The sequence below is a fragment of the Corallococcus sp. CA047B genome, from assembly GCF_003612065.1.
Lineage (GTDB): Bacteria > Myxococcota > Myxococcia > Myxococcales > Myxococcaceae > Corallococcus > Corallococcus praedator.
On sequence record NZ_RAWD01000498.1, the window covers coordinates 1 to 4,605 of the forward strand.

At 71.7% G+C, this 4,605-nt stretch carries 2 protein-coding genes; one reads left to right on the top strand and one right to left on the bottom strand.

The annotated features are described in order from the left end of the window. Window positions 1-144: 144 nt before the first annotated feature. The gene (locus tag D7X74_RS39795; RefSeq protein ID WP_233602455.1) at window positions 145-2,886 is read left to right on the top strand and encodes a PAS domain-containing hybrid sensor histidine kinase/response regulator; all 2,742 of its coding nucleotides are present in this window, start codon (window positions 145-147) and stop codon (window positions 2,884-2,886) included. Window positions 2,887-2,902: 16 nt separating this feature from the next. Here D7X74_RS39795 and D7X74_RS39800 read toward each other — a convergent pair whose 3' ends face one another. After that, the gene (locus D7X74_RS39800; RefSeq protein WP_120538153.1) at window positions 2,903-4,420 is read right to left on the bottom strand and encodes an Hsp70 family protein; all 1,518 of its coding nucleotides are present in this window, start codon (window positions 4,418-4,420) and stop codon (window positions 2,903-2,905) included. Window positions 4,421-4,605 lie beyond the last annotated feature (185 nt).

A 4,605-nucleotide genomic window follows, 5' to 3' on the forward strand; every position in this document is an offset into this window, starting at 1 on the left:
GGCCGAGCAAGCGCCCTAACCCCCTGATCCCCCGTGGCCGCCGGGGAGCGGAAGCATCCCGGCGCCTGCCCACCTCCATGGTTTTCATGGTTGGCGTGGAACTGGCGCCTCGACTGACCTACAGTTCTTGAACGGAGGGGGAAGTTGCCCGAACTGCCACCCAGCGCGTATCCGGCCTTGTTCGAGCACATGCGCGACGGTGCGCTCGTGCTCGACCCGACCCTGCGGGTCGTGGCCGTGAATCGTGCCGCGGAGGGGCTGCTGGGCCCCCGCGACGTGCTGGTGGGCATGCCGGTGGACCGCGTGCTGCCGGGTTGGACGCCGCCGGCCGTCCCCCCGGGTGGCGGGCCGCCCGTGGAGATGGAATGGCACGCGGGCCCGGCCCACTCCGTGCGGGTGCTGGCGCTGCCGCAGCCGGGTGACGGCGGCTGGGTGCTGATGCTCCGGGGCCTGGACGGCACGCTGGAGGCGGAGTCCATCCTCCGGCAGCAGAAGGAGTTCTTCGAGGCGGTGGTGGACCACAGTCCGGTGGCCATCGTGACCATCAGCCGCGCCTTCGAGGTCCTCACCTGGAACCCCGCGGCGGAGCGGCTCTTCGGCTACACGCCGCAGGAGGCGATGGGGCGCAACATCCTCAAGCTGGTGGCCAACGTGGACGACATCCGTCCGGAGGCCGAGGAGACGTCGCGCGAGGTGCTGCGCATGGACCGCGTGCACGTCGTGACGAAGCGCGTGCGCAAGGACGGCACGGTGGTGGACGTGGAGCTGCGCGCCCTGCCGGTGATGGTGGCCGGCCGGTCGCTGGGCTTCATCGCCATCTACCACGACGTCACCGACCTTCAGCGGGCGCGTCAGGCCGCGGAGGACGCCAACCAGGCCAAGAGCCTGTTCCTGGCCACCGTGAGCCATGAAATCCGCACGCCGATGAACGCCATCATCGGCATGGCGGGGCTCCTGATGGACACGGCGCTGACGCCCGAGCAGCGCGACTTCGCGTCCACCATCCGGCAGAGCGGGGATGCGCTGCTGGGGCTGCTCAACGACATGCTGGACTTCTCCAAGATCGAAGCCGGCCGCGTCGAGCTGGAGGAGAAGCCCTTCAACCTGCGCCAGTGCGTGGAGTCCGTGATGGACCTGCTGGCGGTGCGCGCCAGCGAGAAGTCCCTGGACCTGGGCTACCACGTCAGCAACGAGACGCCGGTCAACGTGGTGGGTGACGCCGCGCGGCTGCGGCAGGTGCTGCTCAACCTGGTGGGCAACGCGGTGAAGTTCACCGAGCGCGGCGGCGTGTCCATCTCCGTGGACGCGCCCCGGCAGCCCCTGGCCCCGGGCGCGACGTTCGAGCTGCACTTCGCGGTGCAGGACACCGGCCTGGGCATCGCCGAGTCCGCGCGCGGGGGCCTGTTCCAGCCCTTCAACCAGTTGAACGAGTCGGTGTCCCGGCGCTTCGGCGGCACGGGCCTGGGGCTGGCCATCTGCAAGCGGCTGGTGGAGGCCATGGGCGGGCGGCTGTGGATGGAGAGCGAGGGCGTGCCCGGCCGGGGCGCCACGTTCCACTTCACCTTCCAGGCGCGCGAGGCCCCGCGCAGCGGCAACGCCCCGCGCCCGGATCCGCTGAAGCTCCAGGGCCGGCGCGTGCTGGTGGTGGACGACAACGCCATCAACCGCAAGCTCTTGGGCCGGCAGCTCTCCGCCTGGGGAATGGACCTCGTGGAGGTGGGCTCCGGGGCGGAGGCGCTCGCCCGCCTGGAGTCGGGGGCCCGGTTCGACCTGGCCATCCTGGACCACCGCATGCCGCTGATGGACGGCCCGACGCTGGCGGGGCTCATCCGTCAGCAGCGCGACGCGCGCGAGCTGCCGCTGCTGCTGCTCACCTCGTTCGACCAGCGCGACGCGCAGCCCCCGGGGATGTTCACCGCGGTGCTGCCCCGGCCGGTGAAGGCGTCGCAGCTGCACGACGCGCTGATGACGTGCCTGGCACAGGACCTCATCTCCGCGAAGCTGGTGCCGCCGGTGCCCGCGCTCGCCACCCGGGAGCGCTCGGTGTTCAACGCGCGCCCCGGCGAACAGATGCCGCTGCGCATCCTGCTGGTGGAGGACAACCCCACCAACCAGAAGCTGGCGCTGCTGGTGTTGGACCGGCTGGGCTACCCGGCGGACACGGCGTCCAACGGCCGCGAGGGCCTGCACGCCCTGGCGCGCGTCCGCTACGACGTCGTGCTGATGGACGTGCAGATGCCGGAGATGGACGGCCTGGAGACCACGCGCAACCTGCGCACGGAGGTGCCGGCCAGCGAGCAGCCCTGGGTCATCGCGATGACGGCCAACGCGATGACGGCGGACCGGCGCGAGTGCCTGGACGCGGGCATGGATGACTTCCTCAGCAAGCCCATCCGCGTGGAGGAGCTCATCTCCGCGCTGCGCCGCGCGTGGGAGCGCCTGCCGCGCGAGCCCGGGGCCCTGCCCGCCGCCCACGCGCGCGTCACGGAGGTGCCCCGCGTGGGCACCCCGCGCATCCGGGGGCTGGAGGCTTCCGCGCTGGAGCGGCTGTGGCAGTCGCTGGATGGGCAGGTGGAGCGGATGCTCCCGGAGCTCATCGACACGGCGCTGGAGAGCATGCCCCGGCTGATGGACGACGCGCGCACGGCGCTGGCCCAGGGCGAGCTGGAGAACCTGGCCCGCGCGGCCCACACGCTCAAGTCCAACGCGGCCTACTTCGGGGCGGCCATGCTGGAGTCGCTGTGCTGGGACATCGAGCAGCGCGCGGACGCCCGGGTGCTGGAGGGCATGGAGCCGCTGGTGGCCCACTGCGCGGATGCGCTGGAGGAGAGCCGCCAGCTCCTGGAGCAGCTGCGGGGCACGGTGACGTCCCGGGCCACCGGCTGACGGCTCGCCGGGCCTGTCAGCGCCGCTGGGGCGCGTTCGGGTCGGTGATGGTCAGCGGCTGACGCTGGCCGTCCGGCGCGACGAGGCTCGCGGTCAGGGAGAAGTCCGGCGCCATGCGCAGCTCCAGCGTGGTGGGCCCGGGGTGGGCCACGCGCCAGTCCGGTTCGATGCGCACGGTGCCCAACAGCTCGCGCTCCACGGTGGTGCGGTCCAGGGCCTCGAAGAGGGCCACCGGCACGGGGCCGGCCCACTGCGGCAGCTCCAGCACCACGGAGCGGGTGCCGGGCACGGGCGTGTTGGCGGGGAGCACCTCGTGCTGGGCCCCGCCGGGCACCATGGCGCCAATGGGCATGGGCACCACGTCCGACAGGCCGCTGATGCCGCGCGCCAGGTTGCGTCCCAGGATGGCCGCGCCCACGGCCACGCCCAGCTCCGGGTGCACCTCCTTGTCCGACGACAGCTTGCGGAAGTGGGAGAGGCGCTTGCGGATGGCGGGCATGCGCGTCTGGCCGCCCACCATCACCAGCTCGTCGATGGCCTCCGCCTTCATGCCTGCCTTCTCCAGCACGTCGTCGCACGCGGCGGCGGTGCGCTCGATGAGCTGGAACACGATGGACTCCACCTGCTCGCGGGTGAGCGTGTAGTTGAAGTCCACGAAGGCGCCGTCCTTCTGGGTGATGCACGGCACGCGCAGGGGCACGGACGCGGCGCTGCTCAGCGCCATCTTCGCGGACTCGGCGGCGAAGACGAGCCGCTGCATGACGACCTTGTTGCCGCGCAGGTCGATGCCGTGCTTCTTGCGGAAGTCCTCCACCAGCGCCTCGACAATCTGTTCGTCGAAGTTGGCGCCGCCCAGGAACGCGTCGCCGCCGGTGGCCAGCACCTTCACCACGCGGTTGTGCACCGCCATCAGGGTGACGTCGAAGGTGCCGCCGCCCAGGTCGAACACCATCACCGTCTGTTCGGGGTTGCGCAGGTTGGCGTAGTAGAGCGCCGCGGCGGTGGGCTCGTTGACGATGGCGCGCACGCGCAGGCCGGCCTTCTCCGCGGCGTGGCGGATGGCCTCGCGCTGGCGGATGTTGGCGTGCGCAGGCACGGTGAGCACGCACTCCTCGAAGCGGGCCCCGGCCGCGTGCGTGGCCAGGGTGTTGATGTGCTTGAGGATGAAGTGCGCCACGTCGATGAGCGGCGTCACCTTGCCGTACACCTCCACGGCGGTGTAGCCGTCCGGCCCCTCCACCAGCTCGAAGGCGAAGCGGCCCCGGTGGCGCGCCACGTACTCGGACTGGAAGCGGCGGCCCAGGAAGCGCTTGGCGCCGAAGATGGTGTGGCGCGGGTCGTCGATGATCTGCCGCCGGGCCGCGGGGCCGACGATGGCCTTGTCGCCCGCGTGGAACCACGCGATGGAGGGCAGCGTGAGGCTCTTCTCCGCGATGGGCACCACCCGCAGCTTTCCTGCCTTGTCGAAGAAGGCCGCCGCGGTGTTGGTGGTCCCGAAGTCGATGCCGAGGATGGGGGCGGCGCTCGTGCTCATGCGATGGCCCATCCTCGCACGTCTCGGCGCGTCGAGGCACCCGTCCCCTCCCGGAGGGTGGGGGAGGGCGCGCTGGAGTGCGCCAGCGCGCCCCGACCCCGAGGCTCAGGGCCTGGGCGGCGTGTTGTAGCCGGCGTCGCCGTAGGGCTTCAGGCGCTCCAGCCACTGTCTCCTTATACACATCT

Excerpts from the sequence above, each read along its gene's own strand:
- D7X74_RS39800 (WP_120538153.1), bottom strand. The coding sequence starts at position 4,420 with ATGAGCACGAGCGCCGCCCCCATCCTCGGCATCGACTTCGGGACCACC.